Origin of the sequence: Cellulomonas telluris (assembly GCF_004886325.1) — a bacterium.
Lineage (GTDB): Bacteria > Actinomycetota > Actinomycetes > Actinomycetales > Cellulomonadaceae > Cellulomonas > Cellulomonas telluris.
In genome coordinates, this window is the sequence record NZ_QXFN01000056.1 from 1 (window position 1) to 589 (window position 589).

Below are 589 nucleotides of genomic sequence, written 5' to 3' on the forward strand. Positions count from 1 at the left end.
CCCCCGCCGCCCTTGCGGGTCACCTTCGGGACCGGGCAGCCGAAGTTGAGGTCGACGTGGGCCACGCCGAAGTCGGCGCAGAGGATCTCGACCGCCTTGCCGATGTAGACCGGGTCGGTGCCGTAGAGCTGCACCGAGCGGACCGACTCCAGGTCGTCGAAGACGAGCATCTTCCGCGTCGTCTCGTCACCCTCGACGAGGCCGCGGCTCGTGATCATCTCGCAGACGTAGAGCCCGGCGCCCTGCTCGGCGCACAGGCGGCGGTAGGCGGCGTTGGTGATGCCGGCCATGGGCGCCAGCACGACCGGGGTGTCGACGCGCAGCGACCCCAGGGTGAGCGAGTCGGGCAGCAGGGCGGTCACCCGCCCATTGTCGAACCCGGGCGGGCCGCGCCCAAATCAGGCACCCCGTGGGCGGGATCAGCAGCCGACGAGCTTCTCCGCGAAGTACCTCGTGATGCCGTCGAGGCTGACCCGCTCCTGGCTCATCGTGTCGCGCTCGCGGATGGTGACCGCGTCGTCGTCGAGCGTCTCGAAGTCCACGGTGACGCAGAAGGGTGTGCCGATCTCGTCCTGGCGGCGGTAGCGAC

At 70.1% G+C, this 589-nt stretch carries 2 protein-coding genes; both read right to left on the minus strand.

The window, feature by feature from the left end:
• A partial coding sequence (locus FB586_RS18725) for a tRNA-dihydrouridine synthase (protein ID WP_246036995.1) occupies window positions 1–362 on the minus strand: 362 nt, incomplete at its 3' end.
• A 57-nt stretch (window positions 363–419) separates the two neighbouring features.
• Window positions 420–589: His/Gly/Thr/Pro-type tRNA ligase C-terminal domain-containing protein (locus tag FB586_RS18730; protein ID WP_246036997.1), on the minus strand; the 170-nt coding region annotated here is incomplete at its 5' end.